The sequence below is a fragment of the Rhizobium sp. R86522 genome (assembly GCF_042466255.1).
Taxonomy (GTDB): Bacteria; Pseudomonadota; Alphaproteobacteria; order Rhizobiales; family Rhizobiaceae; genus Allorhizobium.
On record NZ_JAXHBX010000002.1, the window covers coordinates 82,666 to 103,608 of the forward strand.

The following is a 20,943-nucleotide window of genomic DNA, read 5'->3' on the forward strand; positions in this document are numbered from 1 at the left end:
GCAACGCCCATGTTATGTCGGCCGGATGATGGTGTCGAAATCGCGAGGAAAGCCCGTCCAGGTCGAAGGGCGGGTGCCTGACCTTCGGCTTGGGTGCATTGGAGAGGCCAATTAGGGACGGGACTCATATGGCAACTACAGGTGGCGCGGCATTGCGCGCTAGCCACCATGGCCCTATCCTCGAGGCAGTTGGGGCAAAGGGATCAGCGCATGAAGAGGGAGCATATCGTCGACCAGATCAAGGATGAGGGAAAAAGCATCATCATCGACCAGGTCAAGGGGTTCGTTCGGGAAGGAATATCCCAGATCCTCATCGGTTCAGGGCTGTCCCTGACCTTGAGGTCACTTGGTGCGATGGTGCTCGGTTCGTCAGAGCGCCCCCCATTTCTGATCAAGAAGCGCAGAAGCCGCTTTCTGATCGAGGATCCAGATTTCGCCGTTCAGCAATACAGCGCCGAAAAGCCGATTTCGCCGCATATTCCTTACGTCGAACTGGCCAACTTCTCGAAGCTCCTCGCCAAAGGGAAGAAGCCGAGGATCGAGCTCGAGATTAAGCGGGACAGGTTCCAGTTGCGCAGATGGGACAACGAAGAGACGGATTGGCTAGTCGATAGTGCCGTGGGGGCGCTGAAACAAGAAAACCGGCTGACCCGTGATAGCGCAGTCGTGCGGGTGAGTGAAGTAAAGCCGACGAAAGAGGGCTGCGTTCTCGTCATTCAGGAGGCTAGATACAAAGATCAGGCAATGTCCAATCTGATCCTGGACTTTGATGAATTGCCGAACGGCCAGAAGTCAGATGAGACGATCAGAGCGCAGCTTCTGAAGGAATATGGTTCCAGGCTGCCGCCCTTGAATGACGACCGTCTGGTCAATTCTTTGGGCTGTGCGGTTCTCGTGTTTTACGAACTGGATGGAAAGCTTGTGCCGCTCCAGGTCATGCGTTCGGTCGATACCGCAGTCTTTAACGGCGGAGGATGGCACTGCACGGCCTCGGGTGCTGCTGAATGGCCAAAGGATCCGCGGAGCACCGAAGACAGTTTCCAGGCCTATATCGAGGACGACATCTACAGGGAGCTGCGCGACGAGGTCGGTTTTCCGCCTGGCAGTGTGAAGCTCGAGCTAGTCGGAGTATGCCGCGAATTGATGCGTGGCGGAAAGCCTCAGCTCTTTTTCATCGGTTTCTCAGAGCAGGCCCCCGAAAAGATCGCCAAACAGATGGAGGCCGCTAGACTGGAGCAGATCCGCGCGCGAAACGAGGTCAAGTTTGCAGAGCCCGTCGAGGTTCTGAGGCATCCCTATCTGCACGAAGCCAGGGAGTTCAAGGGGAAAGATCATCTCGAGGCCTCAGCGCTGAAGCTTGGGTTTACCGCCGAGGCGACGGCCTGCCTCTACTATTTCTTCGACATGATGAATGCGGCAGAACACGAGTTCGAAACATGGTAAATGTCGCTACCCAGACGGCTGATAAAGATGGGAAACGCTTGCGCTTCAGCGGGTTTTTGCTTCAAGAACTGCGAGATGGTTTTGGCACGTGGCTTCGACAGCCCGCTGGAGCTGCTCAGTCCGGAGGATCAGCCATGAAAGTGCCTCGTCGCTGATCTCGAAGTGTTCTGAATACCGTGCCTTGACATAGGCTTCGTTCAAGATGTTGTACCAAGCGTTGAAGCGATGTTGGTCGCGTGGCCAGACGTCGACGAGCCCACGATCGAGTCCCTCGGCGAGGCCGCGCAGGAACTTGATGTTGTGCGATGCTGGGCTGTAGTTGGTTAGCGTCAGCAGGATGCAGGAGTAGGCAGTTTCGACGGCCTGATGCAGCAGAAACGCCGCCCGCTTTTGCCAGCCTCTTTCGAACGCGAGCCGCGCTAGTTCTGCAAATTCATCTGAAGCTGGGAGCTGTTCGCGGAAATGTCGCTGGCTCTGTTTGTATGCTTGGTCTGCCGTCAGGTACTGCGGTTCCGCCAGTGGCTCATCGTCGATCTCATGCAGGACGATGCCTTCGCGGCGGATGTCGGCGAAGAAGTACTGGCCGTCTTTCAGAGCCTTGTTGACCTCGCGCAGGCCATGGACGATCAGGCCGACCGGTGTCTTGACGCCTGGATCCCATAGGAGGCGGTCTTCCGCCTTGTCCCAGTATTGCCGATCGGCAAGCTTGGCCGTGTTGACGATGACGAGGATGTCGTAGTCGGACCGGTAGCCCTTCATCGTATGAGGTTCGTCGACCCAGGTGCCTCGCGCATAAGAGCCGAAGAGGATGATCTTCAGGATCCGGCCGCGCTTCTTGAACTTGGCTTCGGCACCGGCCAGCGCGTCGGCGAATTCTTCCTCGAGGATCTCGACGACACGGGCAAGCTCACGCTGCTTCTTCTCGGGGAGGTGATCAAGGCTGGATTTCATGGCCAATCGATAGGACAAAGGCTGTGCTCCGTCTACTCGCACATTTTACGGTTTGTCGTCGGCTGCGTGTTTTTGCAGAAGCTTCAGCTGGCTGGCTCTCGCGACCGCCTCCTTGATTGTGGAGACGCCAAGCCTTTCGCAGGCATCGCTCAGGTGACCTTTGATCGTCGGCATGTCGGTGCCTTCGATCATCGCCACTTCCTTGAGTGTCCGTCCCTCGGATACCCAGCGCAGAGATATGATTTGGTTTGTCGAAAGTCCGGCTGGTTTCTGGTCTGTTTCCTGTCCTTCATGCATGGGCATCACGGATCTCCTTGTTGATGGTTTCGAGCGCTGCGCAGAGATCGCGGATCTCGGCTTGGCTATGCGAGGCCGTCAGGCAGATGCGAAGCCCGGCATCGCCGCGCGCAACAGTCGGAAAGAAGATTGCCGAGGTGTAGAAACCGAGCGCCAGCAGCTGTCGTGCGGCCGCCACCGAAATCAGCTCGTCGCCGAAGCGGATCGTGCGGATCGGCAGATCCTTCGTGCTGTCACGGGTCGGCAGCAGCTCATCAAGCAAAGAGAGGTTCTGACGCAGCGACCGCTGCCGTTCTGCCAGTTCACCGCTTCTGTGAATGGCAGCCGACGCTTTCGCCGCACCGATCGCGGCCGTGTTGAGCGAGGCCGAAAACGCATGCGCCACGGCAAAGCGACGGAAGAGCAGTTCCTGCGCAGCCGTCCCCAGCATCAGGATGCCGCCCGAGGCGCCAAAGCCCTTGCCGAGTGAGGCCGCGATAATGGTTTTGTCGCCAAGTTCGACGAATTCCGATCGGGCATAGCCGGCACCATTCTCACCGAACAGCGAAATGCCATGCGCATCGTCGATATAGAGGAAGAGACCATATCGGTCCTGCAGCGCCCGAAGTGCCTTTAACGGTGCGCTGCCGCCCATCGAGTAGACGCCGTCGCAGACATAGGCCACGCAAGGGTGGCTGCGGCAAAGCGCTTCGAGCGCGAACATGTCATTGTGCTGGATCGTCTCGACGCCGGTCTCTCCGGCAACCGTTGCCTTGTGCTGGGCAAGCGTTGCATGCGCCGACCGGTCGAAGACGACAAGGGGTTTGGTCCCTCCGGTCAGATGCCCGGAGGCTAAAAGCGGCAGCGCACTCATATTGGCCGCAAGCACCGTCGTAAACGTGATGACCCGCGCCTTGAAGAGGTCCGACAGGTCCTCCTCGAGCTCGCCCAGGATGCTGAAGTTCAGCCGTGTGCGTGCGCAGGACCAATGCAGCGCGCCTGCATCATGAACGGCCTTTTGCGCAGCGGCGACGATTTGCGGATGGTTGTCGAGCCCGAGATAGGAGCAGCGAACAAAGTCACGGATCTCTCTGCCGTCTTGCGCAAGCCGAACCGTGCGTCCAGGCCCGGGTGCTGCGTAGAGCGCCATGATGCCCTGATAATGCGCCGCCTCAAAATTGGCGCCGGCGGCATCGATCATGGTTGCCGTGTTGCGGAAATTGGGTGGGCGGCTTGCGCCGTCCGGTGGCTGACCTCTTTTGTTCATCATGGCCTTCCTCGCTACCTGAGCGAGCATCTGGCCTTGGTTTGTTTGTCATGACAACGAAGCTTTCGCAAAGAAAACTTCAAGTTTGTTCAAAGAGACCGTCGGTTCAGCCGGGGGATCGGCCTGCAATCAGGACGTAGCCGCTGGAGCGCACCGTGCGTATGCTGGTGTGCCTGGTTGTGGTGGCGATGTCGCGTCTCAGATTTGCAATATGCACGTCAACGGTACGCGCGCTCACATGGCCCCGTTCAGGCCAGGCAGCCTCGATCAGCTCGGCGCGTGACACGACCTGTCCAGGCGTTTGAAGAAGCCGCCGGAACAGGCTGAACTTGATCGGACTGAGATGCGTTGTCCGATCCCCGTTCTTCAGGCGGCGTGTCTTTGTGTCGATCTCGAGCTCACCAAACCGGCTGACGTCGTCGATGGGGGATTGAGGCCTGTCATTGTGGCGGCTCGTGCCAGTCAATTCATGCAGATAGATGAGGATGCGCTCAGGTGAGGTGGGACGCATGAAGACCTCGTCGATCCCTGCCTTCAGCAGCAGGAGATAATTCTCCTCATGGCGGGCAGGGATCAGAGCGACGATCGGTAATTTTGATGTCTGGCTATGTGCCTTTGCCTCTTCGCAAAAGCGGGTCAGGCGCTCGATCCCGTCGCTCGTGTCGACAAGGATGGTGATGGCGCTCGAAAGGGGCGCTGCCAGGATCGCCTCCAGGCCGTCGACTGGCGATGTCTCAAAGCCGGATGTCGCCAGGATATGGCTCATCAGCATGTAGAAGTCGGGATCCTTCGAGTAGATCAGTACAAGGTTGGCCATTGATCTCGCTCGCCTCCATGGGGTGCCAGGACCGTTGGAGCCAGGCACTGTTCCCATGCCTGGTCCTGTCGTGCTGTGGGCATTGCTGCCGGTGACGGTGCTCGTATCGGCTGTTTGCCTGCCTTTACCGCACCCAGCTGTTCCATTGCTGCAGCAGGGATGCTGCATTGACGTTGATCCACTCGGCGTCCGGCACAATCACATTGCGGCGCAGGTCTTCTGCCGTCGGCATGGATTGTCGGGTGGCCTCGGACATCAGTGCTAAGGCCTCCGTGCTCGGTGGCGTGCAGGACAGCACATCGCAGGCCTTTGCCTGGACAGCCGGGTTGTCGAGCCAGTAGGCAATCAGTTTCAACGCGTTTTCGCGGTTCGGCGCCCCCTTCACCAATGCGACGCGGTCGCCGACCAGGAAGGAGGCCTCATAGGACCAGGCGATCGGCAGGTCCTCGTTCTTCATTGCACGCGCGCGCGTCAGCCAGATCTGTCCAAGATCATATTCCGCGTTGCGGAACCCCTGGACGCTCTGGTCACCGGTCTTCCACCACACGGTCACATCGTCGCGGATCTCGTCGAGCTTGGTGAAAGCGCGCTCCACATCGAGCGGAAACAGGTCTTCCTTCTTCACGCCGTCTGCCAGAAGTGCGGCAGCGAGCACCCGCCAGGGATCGTCGAAGTTCGGAAAGGCACGGCCTCCGGGAAATGTCTTGGTATCCCACATGTCTGCCCAGCTGCGCGGTTGCACTGCCCGGTCATCCTTGATCCTGTAGGCCAGAAGCGTGGCTGTCGATTGCAACAATGCGCCGCCGGCCGTGCAGGCATTTTCCGGCAGATCTTGCCTCGCCTGGAACTGACGGCAAAACTCTGTCAGGTCCTCCGTCGCCAGGCGGTGCGCCTCGGATGCCGCCTGGATCTCGCCTTCAAGGTAAAGGTCCCAGGTGACATTGCCGGCCTTGACCATGGCTGACGCCTTCGCGCGCATCTCGGCATTGGTTGCCGAGACGATCGTCACCGGAATGCCAGTCTCGGCGGTAAAGGGATCGAACCAGGCTTCCTTCAAGGCGCGGTCATAGGCGCCCCCGGTCGACGCGATGATGATCGGGTCTTGAGCCCAGGCCGGCCGATCTGCGCAGGCTGCGCCGATTGTGAGGCTGATAGCGAGGCCGAATGCGGATGTCGTCTTCATTGCTGTTCCACTCCTTTTTGGTTCTGAGGGTTTCTGGCCGTGGTGACCAGATGCGTGAGGCCGATCAGTATGAGGGAGGCGATCACCGTGACGCTGGATGCGGCCGCAATCACCGGTGTCAGGTTGAAGTCGATGTCCTCGAACATCTTGCGGCCGATCGCCTTGCCGCCGACATCCGAGATGAAGAAGGCAACCGTCGCCTCGTCGAAGGACGCGAGAAACGCAAAGACGGCCCCCGAACCGACGCCCGGGGCAATGTTCGGAAGCGTGACGTAGCGAAAGCTCTGCCAGCGACCGGCGCCACAATTGAGTGCGGCAAGTTCCAGTGCTGGATCGAGCCGCTTTAAGGCTGCCGTCACCGTGATGATGACGAATGGGACGGCCAGCACCGTATGGGCGATCAGAAAGCCGATCAGCGTGCCGGTCAGCTTCAGCGGTGCAAAGACGAGATACAAGGCAACGCCCATGACGATGTGCGGAACGATCATTGGCCCCAGCGCCAATGCATTGACGAGCCCCTTGTAGGGCAGTTCGCCGCGCTCGATGGCAAGGGCGGCCATGGTTCCGATGACGGTCGCGGTCAGCGATGTGGCAATCGCGATCCGCAGGCTGAACCAGGTCGCGGCCATCCAGTCGGGATCACCGAAGAAGGCCAGATACCAGTCAAACGTCAGCCCTTCCGGCGGGAACTGCAGATAGGTCGATGTGCTGAGCGACATCGGCAGGATCATCAAGGTGGGCAGGATCAGGAAGAACAGGATCGCAAGCACGCCAAGCGTGCCCAGCACCTTGATGGCTGCTCGCAGACCATTTGCCGCAAACCTGATGGACGGATTGTCGGGCTTGTTCGCGGCCATGACGGGATTGATCTTTCTATCAACGTACACTGTGAAACCCCTTGTTGAGTGACAGCGCCTTGCGGAACAGGAAGACGATGACGAGCGTCACCGCGAGCAAGACGGTCGACAGGGCGGCCGCAAATGGCCAGTCGAGGAGGACGGTGGTCTGCTGACCGATCAGCGTCGCCATCAGCATGGAGCCGGGCCCACCAAGCAGGGCCGGCGTGATGTAAAAGCCGAGCGCCAGGACGAAACACAGGAGACCGCCGGCAAATACACCCGGCAGGCTCAAGGGCAGGATGATCCTCAGGAAGGTCTGAAGCCGGTTGGCACCGAGATTGGCAGCCGCGCGCCGATAGTCGGGCGACAATGTCTTCAACGTCGCGAAAATCGGCAGGATCGCAAAGGGCAAAAGCACATGCGTCATGCCGAGAACGACGGCACCATGCGTGTAGAGGAGCTTCAGCGGGCCATCAATCAGGCCGTGATCGGCCAGGAAGCTGTTGATCGGCCCGTTGCGCTGAAGAAGCAGGATCCAGGCATAGGAGCGGATCAGGACCGACGTCCAGAGCGGCACGAAGACGCAAGCTGCAACGACAAAGGCCGTTCTCTTTTGCAGCTGAGCCATCACCAACGCGACAGGATAGCCGAGAACCAGGCAGAAGCCTGTCACGATGGCTGCGGTCACAACCGTATCGAGGAGGATGTTCAGATAGAGCATATCCTCCCAGATGCGCAGGTAGCTTGCGCCACCATCGGCAAGACTCAAAACCACGAGCCTTGCCACCGGGTAGATGAAGCCAAGCGCCAGTGCGGCAAGCAGAGGTGCAGCAAGCAGTCCTGAGACCAGAACTGAGAAATGGCCTGCGTCGCGGGCCTTGATGAGACTTGCGAAGCGCGGTGCAGAAAGAGGCGAAACCTGTATCGTCATCGGGACCTCCTCAACCCGCATCAAAGATCAGGGCGGCACTCGGCGCGATGCGCAAGGCAACCTTTGCGCCGCGCTCGGGAAGCGCTCCGAGCTGCGCGGGGAGGGAGGCCTTGAGAACGATCCCGGGGGCGTCGTGAAGCCGGATCAGTGCCAATCGTGATGCGCCGGCAAAGATGATCGTCTCGACCGTGCCCGTGAGGCCGGCACCTGGATTGGACACAGAGCGTGAACCACCCCGTGCGGTGCTGAGCGCTCCGTCTTGAGGCAGAGTATCGATCTCGAGGTGCTCTGGTCTGACGCCTATCCGCACGCGCTCGCCGATATCAGGTGGTGCGCCGTCCTGGAGATTGGACGGGCTTGTCTCAAGAAGCGCCGTGCCGCAGCGGATCGTGACCGATGATCCCGCAGACTGGCAGATGATGCCGGGGATGAAATTGATCGAGCCGACAAAGTCAGCGATGAAGGCCGTCTTCGGCCTTGCATAAAGCTCAACCGGAGTGCCGATCTGCTCAAGCTGGCCGCCATGCATGACGGCAACCCGGTCGGACATGGTGAGAGCCTCTTCCTGATCATGCGTGACATAGATCACGGTCGCGCCGATGCGCTCCTGGATCTGCTTGATCTCGACCTGCATGCTTTCGCGCAGCTTCTTGTCGAGAGCGCCAAGCGGCTCGTCCATCAGGATCACCGGTGGATCGAAGACAAGCGCCCGGGCGACGGCAACGCGCTGTTGCTGGCCGCCGGAAAGCTCATGCGGATAGCGATGTTCGAGCGCATCGAGCTGGACAAGATCGAGCATGGCATCGACGCGGCTGTCAGCGGCTTTGCCTTTCGCCAATCGACGCATCTTCAGCGGGAAAGCAATGTTCTGCCGGACGGTCATGTGGGGAAACAGGGCGTATTTCTGGAACACCATGCCGATATTGCGGTGATTGGGGGCAAGTGCCGTGACATCCTGATCGCCGACGAGGATGGCGCCCGCGGTCGGGGCTTCGAACCCGGCAATCATGGTGAGCAGTGAGGTCTTGCCGGAACCGGATGGGCCGACGATCGAGACGAACTCTCCTGGTCTGACGTCGAGACTCGTATCCTTGACCGCCCAGACGGCCCCGTATTGTTTCTGGACATGGCGTAGCGCCAGTGGCTGTCCCATCGTGTACCCCTTGTTTTTCTTGGAATGCGACCTGTTCTTCTGCGCCCGATACGCTTGGCGGCTGTCTGGCCGTGCCCTTCGCGGGAGGTGACTTGGAATGCGCAAATTGCTAATGTTTGTTCAGACAAACTTTGCTGAAACTTCACAATTCCATTTTTGTTACATCAAAAATTGAAGCTGTCAACACGCTCTGGGGGAAGAATGACGGAGACTGGTTCTGAATACTCGCGACGCGAGCAGCCGCCGAATATCGGAGATGCCACCTATGCGCTGCTGAAGGATCGCGTCACGCGCGGCGCCTACAGGCCCGGCGACAAGCTCTCCATCCGCTCTGTGGCGGAGGTGCTGGACGTCGGGCTGTCGCCTGCGCGCGATGCGGTCAACCGGCTGGTTGCCGATGGTGCGCTTGTTTACGCGGGTCCGAAGACCGTCATCATTCCGGTCCTGAACGATGCCGACCTGAGAGAGGTGACGCTGATACGCATTGCCCTTGAAGGGCTTGCGGCAGAAAAAGCGGCCATGAACTGTTCGCAGCAAGATATTGATTTGCTGAATGAAATTCAGGGCCGCATCAACTCTGCCCTGGAGGCTCGCGACTATGGCGATGCGCTCTGGCACAACAAGGAATTCCATTTCCATGTCTATGGCCGCTCAGGCCTGCCGCATCTGGTTTCGATGATCGAGCCGCTTTGGCTAAAAGTCGGTCCGTCCTTTTATCGTCTCTATCCGGAATTTGCCGAGGCGCGCCATGGCGTGCGAAACCACGAGATGGTCATCGAGGCGCTGATCGACCGGGATGGAGGCGCGTTGCGGGCGGCGATCGAGAACGATATCCGCGACGGCTATCGGCGGCTACGCCAGGCTTTGCGCGAGCGGTAGGGCTGGAATTGTAAAAATTGTTATACGAGCTTGACCTTCGGATTTTTTGTTATATCAATTATGGCAACTTTGCAAAGTGCCTGATATTGAGCAACACAAAGGCAAGCACCCATGTTACCAGAAATGGCAGTCGGGACTGCGGCGCTTAAGCGTCCGCGGTCCGCCGACCTCTATCACCGTGGCCGCGCCGTCTTTCCCGGCGGTGTCACTCGCGCCACGATCGAACTGGACCCTGAGCCGATCTACCTGGCTTCCGGCTCCGGCGCTTATGTCGAAGATGTGGATGGCAATCGCTTCCTCGACCTGAACAACAATTTCACCACGCTTATCCATGGTCATGGTTATGCACCGGTCGCAGAGGCGGTCGGCGCGCTCCTGCGCCAGGGATCATGCTTTTCCAATCCGACCCAGCATGAAATCGCGCTTGCGGAATTGCTGATTGATCGCATTCCGGCGGTCGAGCAGGTCCGCTTCGTCAATACCGGCACCGAGGCCGTGATGTTCGCGATCAAGGCAGCCCGTGCCTATACCGGGCGATCGGCGATCATCCGGTTTTCCGGTTGCTATCATGGTTCTTACGACTGGGCCGAAACGGGGCAGAACGGTGTGACTGCACCGGGCGGGGTCCCCGGTACGATCGGTGTTGCGGCCTATGCCGGCGCACCGGCCCAGTCGGCAGACGACGTCGTCGTGCTCGAGTTCAACGATGTCGAAGGGCTGGAGCGTGGCATCAAGCGCCATGCCGATCACCTGGCGGCTATTTTGATCGACCCCATGCCGAGCCGCGCAGGTCTGTTGCAGCCTTTGCCGAAATTCATCAAACGTCTCAATGCTCTTTCCAAGCGCCATGGCATCCTGGTCATTGCAGACGAAGTGTTGAACCTTCGGCAAAGCTTTCGCGGGGCATCGCGCCGCTATGGCCTGGAGCCCGATCTTCTGACTGCCGGCAAGATCATTGGTGGCGGCTTTCCGATCGGCGCCATCGGCGGGCGGGCCGAGGTCATGGCCGTCTTTGCGGGCGATGGCCCGCTTGTGCCGCAGGGCGGGACATTCTCGGCCAATCCGGTGTCGATGGTCGCAGGCCTCATCGCCATGCAGGCGCTGACGCATGAGGAATTCGACCGGCTGGAGCTCATGGGGCAAAGGCTCTGCGGGAACTTGCGTGATTGTGCGGCAAGGCTTGATCGTCCGTTTTCGGTATCAGGTGCGGCTTCCCTGTTTCGCATCCATCCGAAGCCGGTCCTTCCCCAGACCTATGCCGAGACCCGCATGAGCGAAGCCGAAAAGGCATGCATGCAGGATCTCACGCGGTTCTTCCGTGAACGACGGGGCATCCTGCTGCCCTTCGGTGCCGCTGCCTGCCTGTCAACGGCAATGACGGATCAGGACATCGACCAGGTCGCCTCCGTCTTCGAACAATTTCTCAAAACCTACGATTTTAAGGACTTGGAGCCAAAATCATGAATGCACACATTGTCCAGGAGACCGTGGCCGATCGTGTGGCCGACGCTTTGTTGCGCCACAAGGTCGACTATCTCTTTGCCCAGAGCCTGCCCTCGGCCGTCGTTCTTGCGGCAGAAGCCCGTGGCATCCGCCAGATCTCCTATCGCCAGGAGAACATGGGCGGCGCGATGGCCGATGGCTATGCTCGGATCTCAGGCAAGGTCGGCGTGGTCGCAGCCCAAAACGGGCCAGCTGCAACCCTGCTCGTGCCGCCGCTTGCTGAAGCCATGAAAGCAAGCGTGCCAATCGTTGCCCTTGTCCAGGAAGTCGAACGTGATCAGGCGGATCGCAACGCCTTCCAGGAACTCGATCATGTCGCGCTCTTTCAGTCCTGCACGAAGTGGGTTCGCCGGGTTCAGGTCGAAGACCGCATAGAAGACTATATTGACGCTGCCTTCACGGCGGCGAATTCCGGGCGTCCAGGTCCGGTCGCCCTGCTTTTGCCTGCCGATCTCTTGCGCGCCAAGATCACGTCTCCTGTGACATTGCGGCGTGCGAGCCTTGGCCATTATCCGCTTGATCGACAAAGACCTGCAGACACACTGATTGAACAGGCAGCCGACTGGATCGCGTCTGCCAAACGTCCGGTGGTGCTTGCGGGAGGCGGCGTCCACGGCGCTCGTGCCTCTCACGAACTGGCCCGTCTTCAGCATCTCGCAAGCCTTGCTGTCGCCACCACCAATATGGGCAAGGGAACCGTCGACGAGCATCATCCGCTGTCCCTTGGCGTGCTCGGGTCGCTGACCGGCCCGGCATCGCTTGGGCTGCACACTGCCACGTTTCTCGCGAATGCCGATCTGATCATCCTTGTCGGGACCCGCACCAATCAGAACGGCACCGACAACTGGTCGCAGATCCCACAGAGCGCGCGGCTTGTGCATATCGATATCGATCCGAGCGAGATTGGCCGCAACTTCGAAGCCCTGCGGCTCGCAGGCGATGCACGCGAAACGCTTATCGCCCTGAACGCAGCCCTTGCAAGGCGTGATCTTGGTCTGCGAAGTGCCGGCCGGCCAGACCTCGAGCGTGCGGTGGCCATGTGCTGGCAACAGTTCGAAGCGGCGCGCGCCTCCCATTATCAGTCGGAGCGTTCGCCGATACGGCCCGAGCGGGTGATGCGTGAGCTTCAGCCCTGGCTGAACAAGGACCTGACAGTTGTCGCAGACGCCAGCTATTCGTCCATGTGGGTCACGGGACAACTGCGCTCGGTCTCCTCGGGCACCCGGTTCATCACCCCGCGTGGGCTTGCCGGGCTTGGCTGGGGCCTGCCGCTTGCGATCGGCGCCAAGCTTGCCCGTCCTGACGCACCGGTGGTCGCTCTTGTCGGTGACGGCGGCTTTGCCCATAGCTGGGCCGAGCTTGAAACCATGGTCCGCATGGAAATTCCCGTCACTGTCATCGTTCTCAACAATGGCATTCTCGGGTTTCAGCGTGATGCCGAGACGGTCAAGTTCGGCCGCTACACCACGGCCTGCCATTTTGCGCCGGTCGATCATGCGAAAATCGCGGAGGCCTGCGGATGCCGATCGGCGCGCGTTGCGGACCCGGCACAGCTAGCTGAACGGCTGAGTGAGGGGATTGAGGCTGATGGTCCCTATCTGATCGAGGTGATGACGGATCCGGATGCACACCCACCGCTCTCGCTGTTTGCCAAGATGGACGAGGCAGCCTGATGGATGATCTCCCGCAACGCATCGCGGTTGTCAGCGGCGGAAGCTCAGGGATCGGGCTTGCCGTTGTCAAACAGCTGCTTGCTGCGGGATACAAGGTGGCGTTTTTCGGACAGAACATCACCCATGTCGATGCAGCGCTGACCACGCTGCATCGACAATTCGATCCCCGAAATGTCATTGGTCGGTGCGCAGACATCGCCGTGCCAGAGGATGTCGCAGCGTTCTTTGCCGAGGTGGCCAGGATCTGGGCGACCCCGGATACGCTGATCTGCAATGCCGGAATATCGCCGAAGCGGCCCGACGGTCAGGCGGCATCTTTTGCCAATATGGACCTGGACGAATGGCAAAGGGTCCTTTCGGTCAACCTGACCGGTGCCATGCTTTGCTGCCAGGCCGTCATTCCATCCATGATGTCGAAACGCTTCGGCCGCATCGTCCTGGTGGGCTCGATCGCCGGCCGCGCTTTGCCGAAAGTTGCGGGCCCGGCCTATGTCGCCTCCAAGGCCGGGCTCTCGGGCCTTTGTCGCTCGCTGGTTTCGAGCTGCCGCGGCAGTCAGGTCACGGTCAATGTCGTCGCACCGGGGCGTATCCTGACCGAGATGGCCGGACCAGCGAACAGTCCGGTCAACTTGGCTGCCCTGGAGCGTATTCCCGTCGGGCGGCTCGGCACAAGTTTTGACCTCGCACACGCCATCGCGTTTCTCGTCTCGGACAAGGCAGGATTTATCAATGGCGCAATCCTTGACGTGAATGGCGGCGAGTTCACGCCTGTCTGAACGAGAGAAAGTCATGTTGAAGATCCTTATCTTCGTGACGGATGCCCAGCTCTTCCTGATGCTTCGGTTTCTCCTGAACAGGGCAGGGTTCGAGGCTCTACTGGTAACGACACCGGCGGAAGTTTCGGTCTTGGCCGGCAGCCGCCAGATCGTGGCCATGCTTGTCGATAGAGGAGCAGGAGACGCCGATCTGAATGCGGGTTTCAGTCATGCTCGGACACTTTTCCCGCAGGCTTCGGTCATCCATCTTCTCCGGAAAATGCCGGGCAGAGAGATCTCGTCGGATGCTTGTGATCTGCTGTTGGAGAGCCCGCTCGATCCTGCTCTTCTCATCGATTTCCTTCAACGTCTGAGAAACCGGTCGATCGAAGAGGAGAGGGCGGATTCTGGTGCAATCCTTCGGTTCGCCGATCTGTCGATGGATCTTGCAGCCGTCAAGGTTCAACGCGCCGGCCGCGCCATACAATTGACGGCTCTCGAGTTCCGTTTGTTGCGACGCTTGCTGCAAACGCCCTTGGCGGTTTGTGACCGCGATGTGCTGATCGAAGCGTGCTGGCCGCAGACTGCCGAAGTCGAGCCACGCACCGTCGACATCCATATCGGACACATCCGGCGGGCGCTCATGGGAACCGGGCCAGATCTGATCCGCACGATCCGCGGACGTGGCTACGCGCTCGAAGTGCCGAGCTAGTTGCTCAGTCTTTGAAACAGGTGAGCCAAAGATCGATACTCCACCTCTTCGCCATCGAGCCAGGCGTCCAGGGCGCAGAAAGCAACCACAGTTGATGCTTCCGAACCGAACAGCACCCGCGCGTGTTCTGTTGTATGGGCCGCGCCTTCACCGCACTTCGAAGGCGGCTGAGGCAAAGCTTGGGTGATACGCCTCGATGGAACTCGCGACAAAGAACTCTCCCTGCGTCCGGCAGAGGAGTTGAACCGAACATGTGCCGGACGGTGTCGCACAGCGCATGCCCAAGATTGAGCATGTGTGCCGTCCCTGGCTGATCGGGGCTCAATGAGCTTTGATAGGTTCGATGATACAGGCCATAGGCCGATTGGCAAGAGCGGACGTGCTTCCCATTGCACGGATCGCCTGGGTTGCGAGCGAGCAAGCCTTGCATCAAAGGGGCGGTGGCTGTGAAGTCAGACTATCCGACAGCGGAACGGAACGAGGTGGATGTCAGGTGCGGCTGAATCCCATCGAGGGATGGCTGCTTTCGAGACAGCACGTGTCAGTCGCCATCCGATGAAACACTTGCCCTATTCGCTACCAAGACATGTTCATAAAGGCTGACAAAATTCCTCGAAAAGCCGATGTCGATCAATTTTGCAGCCTAATCGCGGTTTTGCCTTTTACGTGTCTGAAGTTCCGTCCAATCTTAAGCCGAAGTCCGTCTGATTTAAATCAGATAGTCCTTCGATCTGAAGCAGCATCACTTGTGGCCCCGAATGCGTGTAAGATCGATCCAGATACTCGCGTCGTTAGGTTCGGTCTGTGCTTGATCCGGCACCTCAACGATTTCGTCTTCCTCTTTATGGATAGCATTGTCCATCTCGAACACGGACCACTGTTGCAAGACCGCTCCACCAGGATCCTCAGCCTGAAACACGCTCTCCCCTTCGAACTTGCCGCTTAGCCGGGCGTGGATCGCATCGTCGAACAGCTGCGGGAACACCTCTTCGCTTGTTGGATTTCCGTACCACTTGGCAACGATGCGAAGGATTTTGGCGAACATCGCTGTGCCCATCCGCAGATTGGCGCAAGGGTCGACAAGATCGACCTTCAACTCCGACACGTCCTTCAACCCGATCCCTGCAGGGATCTGGGTGAGACCCACCCGCACGACAGAGCCGCCGATGCTCTCACGAACGATATCAATCGCTTCTTCAGGCGTCTTCGGTTTGGGAACGAGGATCAGTCGGCCGCCAGATTTGACGGTAATCGCGAGCGGGTCCTCGGAGCCGACCGCCCGGACAAACTGTTCGACGATATCAGGTTTCAACGATGGGTCGGTACATTCCTTGATCAGCGCAGCTTCCAGCATCCGAGCTTCAGACGTTAAGTGTTGAACGATATCACGAGCGGCAGTCCGAACAGACGGGCCCAGGCCTCGCTGCTCGCCCGCTGAATGTCGATGATCGATGTCCCTGCGGTCCACCAGCCGTTTCCGACTGCGACGACGGCGTCAGGCCGGTGAAAGGCCGATTGCAGGATCGGCCAGACGAGAAGCAGCTCGTAGCAGATCAGGGGCGCCACACTCTGGTTACCGACCTCAACGACAGGGTTGGCGAAGAAATGTGCCCGGGCGCCGCCTCGATCGCCGATCCAGGCTCGCCACGGCTGCCACATCGACCCCGGGACCGGCATTCGCTCGCGGTAGAGAATATCGGCTCCATCAGCCGACAGTTTGACGAGCACATTGTCGTAGCCCTCACTGTCGATGAAGGCAGCTCCAGCGATGACCGTCAGTTCCGTCCCAGCGAGCCCATTTTGCCAGAAACGAGCAACTGTCGGCGTCCAGAAACCAAGAGTGCTTTCAGGCAGCACAACCGTAGTGCCTGGCGCTTGGGCGCGCACAACGTCGATCAGCTCCTGTTGCCGCTCGAGGCCAGCTTCGCGTCCGAGAGATGCGCCCATTTCGAGGTCGACACCTGTCCACGACGCACGTAGAATTGGCGGCGTCCACTCAGCGGCGGACCAGAGCCAGAAGCCTGCCATGGCCAAGGCTGCAGCCGGCCGATACCGCGTCGTCATGACGCCCAGGCCGGCTGCCATTATTGCCAGACCCCACCATCCCCAGCCGGTAAACAGAGTGCCCGCGGCAGTGATCGGATGCGCCCATCCCAGAATGCCGAAAGGTGGGATCGCCATTACGACGCAAGCAGACAGGTAGCGGATCGGCATTTGCCATCCCTTACGATCCGACCAGAGCACCGAATGGACTGCCACGAAGGCGGAGGATGCGACCAGCCATAGCACGAGACCAGGCCAGATATCCGAAGAATAGAAGTTCGCCGCCCCCTGCGGCAGTCCTCGCGATGCAGCAAGGAAGTACGCAGCAGAGATCGCCGTTGCCTGCAGACGTGTCCGTGCCATGGACCAGAGCATGGGGAAGACTGCAACCAAAGGAAGGAGGAGCATGTGACCGCTCCAGCCGGTCCACCCGGCGCTTGCAGATAGCGCGACGAGGACACCCGTTCGGAAAAGCTCACGGCGCATAGGTCCAAACCTTTCGCGCCAGTCCTATTATTCCCTCCATCGGCAAAGGACCGAAATACCGGCTATCGAACGATCCCGAAAACGCAGAATGCAGGAAGACCGTTCCAGGCGGAACGACGCCCCCGTCGTAGCGCAGCATCTCACGCCCCTTACCGTCCACCCTCGCAACACGGGAGTTAGGCAGCGGCCGACCATCGACGCGAACGTCATCAACTATCTCGATCGCCTGTCCAGATGTTGCCGCTACCGTTTTGATCAGTGGTGCGACCCAACCGGCGCAGAGGCCGAAACGCAGATACTCCCGCGCACGCGCCTCACGCATCGTGTCGGTGTTCGGTGGGCAAATGAAGACCAGATCGCCGACCAGGATCGGACGATCGGGTTTGACGATCCGCCACAGGCCCAGCGCTTCGCTTGGTGTGAGATTGACCCTGAAACCCTGACCTCCGAGCAGCACAATGAGGCCAAGTTTGAAAAGGCTGACGCTGCAGATACGATAGAACCAGACGAGCCGCTTCATGCGCCGCAGCACTCTGTGTCGATGACGAATTTTCATTTGAGGGTAAGCCCCTGCGATCTCGTCTGACGCAATGCTTCCGCCTGCTTGAGTGCCGTCACACTGCGCTCGTGGGCCGACAGCTGCTGCACGGTCCGCATCGTGTTCCAGGCCTGTTGCACTTCGTTCTTTTGGACGGCATTCATCCCCGATGTGACCCGCTGGAACGCCTCGCCATTGGGGTCCTTCGCGGCAAGGGGCAAAAACGTCCTCTCTCCAAAACGTTCAGTGACCGCCTTCGCGAAACCTTCGAGTTCGGCCTTCACCATTTTATCGGCGAGCGTGTATTCAAGACCCGAAGGCAGGTCGTTGCGGTCGATGGCATCACGCACACGCTCAAGCACGCTTTTGGCATTGGACGAGAGAGCGGGGATATCCAGCGCAACCCGCCGACGCACCGCCAGCTCCTCGGCATGATTTCGCCGCTCCGCATCGCCGCGCTGGCGGAGATAGTCGCTGATGCTGTCGGCGAGCGGCGTCACGTTCTTCAGTGCACGGTCGCGGTCCGCCTTTTCGCTGCGGCTCGCGAGCAGGCCCGTCTTACCCTTGAGGACACCGAAGGTTTCAGGCTCGCTGGCAATCCTGGCGATCGTCTTTGCCGCCGTTGCCTGATCCCGCAACATCGTGTCGACATCGATGGCTTTGAAGGCGCTTTCCGGCTGCGCGTAAACATGGTGGAAACGCATGGAGACTTCCTCCCATTGCTTCTTGAGCGCAGGGTCGGATGCGAGCTTGTCCTCGACTGCCTGATCGATCGATTTGGGATAAGTGGTTATACCGGCCACCATAGGCTTGGCCTCCTTTGCTGACGTTCGAGTTGTGCCGGCTGTCGAGGTGGCAAAGCCGAGCTTGGCACCGATGGTCATGAGACGCCCGGTGAGATCAAAGAGCTTCTGTTTCTGCCGGACCGTCCATTCGAGACGGTCGCGCGCGACGGTTCTGGCGACGTTGACGACGTGCATCCCGCGCGCTTCGGCAAAGCGGAGTGCTTGGCCGTAGATGCTGCCGCCGGCATAATCGAGCGTCGTTTCCTTGGAATTCCTGCGCGACAGGATCTCGACCAGACCGCCGGCCTTGGCGAAGGATCGGCTGCCGTAATAGACGCCGAGATCCTCGCGGTGACGGGTCATCGCGACATAGGTCAAGTGACGATCAAGGGAGAGGGACGCCAGCACCTTGACGCGGTCGACGGTCGCACCCTGGCTCTTGTGCACCGTGGTGGCGTAGCCGTGATCGACATTGTTATAGAAGCGCTGCTCGACCGAAACCTGGCGACGATCTTCACCTTCGCCGATCACGGCCACGATGCGACCGGGCGCTGCTTCCACCAACTTGCCTAGCATGCCGTTCTTGACGCCGATCGAGCCTTCATTCTTCAGGAATACGATCTGGTCGCCGGCAGCAAAACGTCTGACACCGTCGGAGGTCTTGAACGGCGAACCGTGGTCGATGATGCCGCGCTCGATGAGCTTCGTGCGCGCCAGCCCATTCAGCATGCGGACGTCACGGCGCAGGTGCGCGAGGATTAATGTGGACTTGGCAGGATCGTAATCCCGGTTCCAGTCGGCGATGAGGTTCGTGACAGCCTCGGCCTTCAGCTCCGAGCCGATCATCTTGCCATTCGACTGATAGGCTGAGACGGCTTTGCCAACATTGGTACGCGCCAGATCGTGCGATGCGTCGCGCATCCATTGCTCACGCTGGCGATAGATCGTTTCGAGTTCCGCATAGCCGATGCGATCGGCAATGGCGCGGAAGGCAGCACCCGCTTCGATCGGCTGAAGCTGCTCTGGATCACCGACAAGCACGAGCTTGGCGCCAGCCTTTGTGACTGCTTCGACAAATATCGCCATCTGCCGCGACGACACCATGCCGGCCTCGTCCAGAACGAAAACGGTCTTGTCGTCGAGCTGCCCGCGCCCCTGGCTCCAGCGGAGTTCCCAGGACGACAACGTGCGGGAGATAATACCCGCTTCCTTCTCCAGACCTTCCGCCGCCTTGCCGGCGAGAGCGCCACCGACGACACGGTAGCCGGCTGCTTCCCAGGCCTCACGCGCCGCCTTCATCATCGTTGTCTTGCCAGCGCCGGCACGGCCGATCACGGCGGCGATCCGCTCGACACCAGCAACGTGTTCGATGGCCGCCTTCTGCTCGTCCGACAGCCGATCATGGCGCGCAAACGTCGCCTCGCGCACTGGCTGCTGGACGCCATGCGACGACCGCTGCGAGAGCCAGATTGCCCGGTTGACCATCTCGGCTTCGAGGCGGATCAGTTCGCGTGTCGTGTATTTTGCCGGCGCCCGGACCCCGGTCGCGAAGTCCAGGCGCTCGCGGTCGAGGCGAAGGGTTTCTGGGCTCTGCAGGATGCGTGCCATTAAGCTCTGAAAGAGGCCCGCATCGTCGATATAGCGATGGAGGATCTTCGCGACATCTTGGCTGTCGAACACGCTCTTCTCCCGCGTGATCAGATCCAGCACGATCTCCGGATTGCGGTGGATCCGGCGAGCGTTCTCAGCTCGCCGCTCTTCTTGCAGCTCGAGGCGTTCGAGCACTACCTTCTCGTCCGCCGGCCCATTAGCGCCGGCCGCCTTCTTCTCGATCGCCTTCGTACCGACGCCAAGATGGATGGTTGGGGTCAGCTCAATTCCCTGCTTCTCGAAGGAGCGACCATCGATCCTGATATCGAGGCCGGCAAGCGCGAGATGCCGGTTCTGGCAGGCGAACCAGCCGTCGCGAAACGCATTGAACTCATCAATGCCACCGGCCCAAAGCTCGTAGACGATCTTGCCGCTATCGTTGCGCAGCGTTTTGCCGTCCGGTCCAGTGACCGCCAGCTTCTTCGACCCGAAACCGCTCCCGGTGAGCGGCCGCAGCGTCGTCATCAGATGGATATGCGGATTGCCCGGCGCGTCGTGGAAGACCCAGTCAGCCACCATGCCCTGAGCCGTGATGTGCCGCGCCACAAAGTCCCTGACGAGCTCGATGTTCTGCTCGGCTGAAAGCTCGATCGGCAGAGCGATGGTTACGTCCTTAGCGAGCTGCGCATCCGATCGCTTTTCAAACTCTTCGACCTTGTTCCAGAAGGCTTCCGATGCACCCGACACGGACCGGTCAGCAATCATCGATTGCAACCACTCCGGGGCATCGGCGGGAATGACGAACTCCTCGTGCAGCAGTCCTTGCTTGCGCGTGTAGTCGATCGTTCTCGCTTCCCGCTCATAGTCCATGTTGGCGCAATGCCGGTAAGCCGCCGACAGCACCGCACTGCGGCCGGAGCCGCGGGCGACGATGCTGACAGAGAAATGCGGGACGGCCATGACAAAAAACACTCCTGCGATCGAGCAAAATCAACGTGTTCGCAAGAAGTGGACGGCCCCGCTAGGGGACAAAAGCAGAGCGTCGCATCAGCGACGTATAATTGCGCCCTTCGGATCCGTCCTTGCGAACGGTCGGGATGATGCTCAAAAGCGTAGGCT

18 protein-coding genes are annotated in these 20,943 nt (G+C 59.8%); 6 read left to right on the forward strand and 12 right to left on the reverse strand.

All coding sequences use genetic code 11. The features are described from left to right. The first annotated feature begins 93 nt into the window (after window positions 1–93). A complete protein-coding gene (locus SJY08_RS22630) occupies window positions 94–1,443 on the forward strand; it encodes a hypothetical protein (protein WP_377278906.1) in 1,350 nt (449 codons plus the stop codon). 45 nt (window positions 1,444–1,488) lie between these two features. Here the strand turns inward: SJY08_RS22630 and SJY08_RS22635 are convergent, their stop codons facing one another. From SJY08_RS22635 to SJY08_RS22670, 8 genes are all read right to left on the reverse strand, one after another. Beyond that, window positions 1,489–2,394 (reverse strand): nucleotidyltransferase and HEPN domain-containing protein, encoded by a 906-nt coding sequence (locus SJY08_RS22635; protein ID WP_377278908.1) that lies wholly within the window; start codon window positions 2,392–2,394, stop codon window positions 1,489–1,491. Window positions 2,395–2,439: 45 nt separating this feature from the next. Continuing rightward, window positions 2,440–2,592, reverse strand: a complete 153-nt coding sequence (locus tag SJY08_RS22640) for a hypothetical protein (RefSeq protein WP_377278910.1) — start codon at window positions 2,590–2,592, stop codon at window positions 2,440–2,442. Between the two features lie 91 nt (window positions 2,593–2,683). After that, complete coding sequence (locus tag SJY08_RS22645; protein ID WP_377279000.1) at window positions 2,684–3,937, reverse strand: aminotransferase class I/II-fold pyridoxal phosphate-dependent enzyme; 1,254 nt, start codon at window positions 3,935–3,937, stop codon at window positions 2,684–2,686. 106 nt (window positions 3,938–4,043) lie between these two features. Next, window positions 4,044–4,754 carry a winged-helix domain-containing protein gene (locus SJY08_RS22650; RefSeq protein ID WP_377278912.1) on the reverse strand — a complete coding sequence of 237 codons (711 nt, stop codon included), beginning with the start codon at window positions 4,752–4,754 and terminating at the stop codon, window positions 4,044–4,046. A 124-nt stretch (window positions 4,755–4,878) separates the two neighbouring features. After that, the gene (locus SJY08_RS22655) at window positions 4,879–5,937 is read right to left on the reverse strand and encodes an extracellular solute-binding protein (protein WP_377278914.1); all 1,059 of its coding nucleotides are present in this window, start codon (window positions 5,935–5,937) and stop codon (window positions 4,879–4,881) included. After that, entirely contained in the window at window positions 5,934–6,794 is an 861-nt protein-coding gene (locus tag SJY08_RS22660) for an ABC transporter permease (RefSeq protein WP_377279003.1), read from the reverse strand. Before SJY08_RS22660 ends, SJY08_RS22655 begins: the two co-directional genes overlap by 4 nt. Window positions 6,795–6,813: 19 nt before the next feature. Next, the gene (locus SJY08_RS22665; RefSeq protein WP_377278916.1) at window positions 6,814–7,707 is read right to left on the reverse strand and encodes an ABC transporter permease; all 894 of its coding nucleotides are present in this window, start codon (window positions 7,705–7,707) and stop codon (window positions 6,814–6,816) included. Between the two features lie 10 nt (window positions 7,708–7,717). Continuing rightward, a complete protein-coding gene (locus tag SJY08_RS22670; protein ID WP_377278918.1) occupies window positions 7,718–8,860 on the reverse strand; it encodes an ABC transporter ATP-binding protein in 1,143 nt (380 codons plus the stop codon). Between the two features lie 201 nt (window positions 8,861–9,061). Here SJY08_RS22670 and SJY08_RS22675 point away from each other — a divergent pair, with 201 nt between their 5' ends. The 5 genes from SJY08_RS22675 to SJY08_RS22695 all read left to right on the forward strand — a co-directional run bounded on the left by SJY08_RS22675 (window position 9,062) and on the right by SJY08_RS22695 (window position 14,382). Continuing rightward, window positions 9,062–9,739, forward strand: coding sequence for a GntR family transcriptional regulator (locus SJY08_RS22675; protein ID WP_377278920.1), 678 nt, complete (start codon window positions 9,062–9,064; stop codon window positions 9,737–9,739). Window positions 9,740–9,850: 111 nt separating this feature from the next. Beyond that, on the forward strand, window positions 9,851–11,203 hold the full coding sequence (locus SJY08_RS22680; RefSeq protein WP_377278922.1) for an aspartate aminotransferase family protein: 1,353 nt from the start codon (window positions 9,851–9,853) through the stop codon (window positions 11,201–11,203). Beyond that, entirely contained in the window at window positions 11,200–12,915 is a 1,716-nt protein-coding gene (locus tag SJY08_RS22685; protein ID WP_377278924.1) for an acetolactate synthase catalytic subunit, read from the forward strand. Before SJY08_RS22680 ends, SJY08_RS22685 begins: the two co-directional genes overlap by 4 nt. Continuing rightward, window positions 12,915–13,691 (forward strand): 3-oxoacyl-ACP reductase FabG, encoded by a 777-nt coding sequence (gene fabG, locus SJY08_RS22690; protein WP_377278926.1) that lies wholly within the window; start codon window positions 12,915–12,917, stop codon window positions 13,689–13,691. The genes SJY08_RS22685 and fabG overlap by 1 nt, the downstream gene beginning before the upstream one ends. A gap of 13 nt (window positions 13,692–13,704) precedes the next feature. Next, window positions 13,705–14,382, forward strand: a complete 678-nt coding sequence (locus SJY08_RS22695; RefSeq protein ID WP_377278928.1) for a winged-helix domain-containing protein — start codon at window positions 13,705–13,707, stop codon at window positions 14,380–14,382. A gap of 742 nt (window positions 14,383–15,124) precedes the next feature. On the opposite strand, the gene SJY08_RS22700 is transcribed toward SJY08_RS22695, so the two are convergent. Genes SJY08_RS22700 through traA form a run of 4 tightly spaced genes read right to left on the reverse strand, consistent with a single transcriptional unit; the run spans window position 15,125 to window position 20,784 of the window. Next, on the reverse strand, window positions 15,125–15,736 hold the full coding sequence (locus SJY08_RS22700; RefSeq protein ID WP_377278930.1) for a TraH family protein: 612 nt from the start codon (window positions 15,734–15,736) through the stop codon (window positions 15,125–15,127). A 14-nt stretch (window positions 15,737–15,750) separates the two neighbouring features. Then, on the reverse strand, window positions 15,751–16,911 hold the full coding sequence (locus tag SJY08_RS22705; protein ID WP_377278932.1) for a conjugal transfer protein TraB: 1,161 nt from the start codon (window positions 16,909–16,911) through the stop codon (window positions 15,751–15,753). After that, window positions 16,901–17,467 carry a conjugative transfer signal peptidase TraF gene (gene traF, locus SJY08_RS22710; protein WP_377278934.1) on the reverse strand — a complete coding sequence of 189 codons (567 nt, stop codon included), beginning with the start codon at window positions 17,465–17,467 and terminating at the stop codon, window positions 16,901–16,903. The genes SJY08_RS22705 and traF overlap by 11 nt, the downstream gene beginning before the upstream one ends. After that, entirely contained in the window at window positions 17,464–20,784 is a 3,321-nt protein-coding gene (gene traA / locus SJY08_RS22715; RefSeq protein ID WP_377278936.1) for a Ti-type conjugative transfer relaxase TraA, read from the reverse strand. Before traA ends, traF begins: the two co-directional genes overlap by 4 nt. Window positions 20,785–20,943 lie beyond the last annotated feature (159 nt).

Excerpts from the sequence above, each read along its gene's own strand:
- fabG (WP_377278926.1), top strand. The coding sequence starts at position 12,915 with ATGGATGATCTCCCGCAACGCATCGCGGTTGTCAGCGGCGGAAGCTCA.
- SJY08_RS22665 (WP_377278916.1), bottom strand. The coding sequence starts at position 7,707 with ATGACGATACAGGTTTCGCCTCTTTCTGCACCGCGCTTCGCAAGTCTC.
- SJY08_RS22655 (WP_377278914.1), bottom strand. The coding sequence starts at position 5,937 with ATGAAGACGACATCCGCATTCGGCCTCGCTATCAGCCTCACAATCGGC.
- SJY08_RS22695 (WP_377278928.1), top strand. The coding sequence starts at position 13,705 with ATGTTGAAGATCCTTATCTTCGTGACGGATGCCCAGCTCTTCCTGATG.
- SJY08_RS22705 (WP_377278932.1), bottom strand. The coding sequence starts at position 16,911 with ATGCGCCGTGAGCTTTTCCGAACGGGTGTCCTCGTCGCGCTATCTGCA.
- SJY08_RS22675 (WP_377278920.1), top strand. The coding sequence starts at position 9,062 with ATGACGGAGACTGGTTCTGAATACTCGCGACGCGAGCAGCCGCCGAAT.
- SJY08_RS22650 (WP_377278912.1), bottom strand. The coding sequence starts at position 4,754 with ATGGCCAACCTTGTACTGATCTACTCGAAGGATCCCGACTTCTACATG.
- SJY08_RS22670 (WP_377278918.1), bottom strand. The coding sequence starts at position 8,860 with ATGGGACAGCCACTGGCGCTACGCCATGTCCAGAAACAATACGGGGCC.
- SJY08_RS22660 (WP_377279003.1), bottom strand. The coding sequence starts at position 6,794 with ATGGCCGCGAACAAGCCCGACAATCCGTCCATCAGGTTTGCGGCAAAT.
- SJY08_RS22635 (WP_377278908.1), bottom strand. The coding sequence starts at position 2,394 with ATGAAATCCAGCCTTGATCACCTCCCCGAGAAGAAGCAGCGTGAGCTT.
- SJY08_RS22645 (WP_377279000.1), bottom strand. The coding sequence starts at position 3,937 with ATGAACAAAAGAGGTCAGCCACCGGACGGCGCAAGCCGCCCACCCAAT.
- SJY08_RS22685 (WP_377278924.1), top strand. The coding sequence starts at position 11,200 with ATGAATGCACACATTGTCCAGGAGACCGTGGCCGATCGTGTGGCCGAC.
- SJY08_RS22680 (WP_377278922.1), top strand. The coding sequence starts at position 9,851 with ATGTTACCAGAAATGGCAGTCGGGACTGCGGCGCTTAAGCGTCCGCGG.
- traF (WP_377278934.1), bottom strand. The coding sequence starts at position 17,467 with ATGAAAATTCGTCATCGACACAGAGTGCTGCGGCGCATGAAGCGGCTC.
- traA (WP_377278936.1), bottom strand. The coding sequence starts at position 20,784 with ATGGCCGTCCCGCATTTCTCTGTCAGCATCGTCGCCCGCGGCTCCGGC.
- SJY08_RS22700 (WP_377278930.1), bottom strand. The coding sequence starts at position 15,736 with ATGCTGGAAGCTGCGCTGATCAAGGAATGTACCGACCCATCGTTGAAA.